Source organism: Mesorhizobium sp. CNPSo 4671 (genome assembly GCF_057784245.1).
The window spans coordinates 1-564 of sequence record NZ_JBWLUW010000078.1; the positions used below are offsets into that span (position 1 = coordinate 1).

The 564-nt window shown below is 61.3% G+C and carries 1 protein-coding gene; it reads left to right on the forward strand.

Annotation, left to right across the window (positions count from 1 at the left end; all coding sequences use genetic code 11):
• Window positions 1–564: thermonuclease family protein (locus tag AC04SF_RS37450; RefSeq protein ID WP_488481882.1), on the forward strand; the 564-nt coding region annotated here is incomplete at both ends.

A 564-nucleotide genomic window follows, 5' to 3' on the forward strand; every position in this document is an offset into this window, starting at 1 on the left:
TGCGACTTCCGCGCTGGTGACGCAGTTTGTCATGCACAACAGCGGGGCGCTGCCGGAAATCAATCTGCAGAACTTGGTAACGTCGCGACCGGTAGCAATTGCTGGGGTCGCATCTGTCATCGACGGCGACACGATCGAGATCCATGGCCAGCGCATTCGCTTCAATGGTATCGATGCACCGGAGTCAGCACAGCAGTGCGACGACGCGAAGGGCTTTCGGTATCAATGTGGCGCCAGGTCCGCCACCGCTCTCGATGCCTTTCTCGCCGCCTCGCGACCGACCCAGTGCACGTTTGTGTCATGGGATCGGTATGGCCGCTATGTCGGCAATTGCCGGCGGGCCGATGGTGTCAGCGTCGCCGCCTGGATGGTCGAGAACGGCCAAGCTCTTGATTGGCCGAAATACAGCCAAGGTGCCTACGCCATGCTGCAGGAGAAGGCCAAGGCGGCAAAAGTCGGCATCTGGGCAGGAACGTTTGAAGCGCCTTGGGATTGGCGTGCCAAGCATCGCGCTGACAACGAACCGCCATCGACGATCGCTCCCCTGCTCGCAGCGTCGCCCAG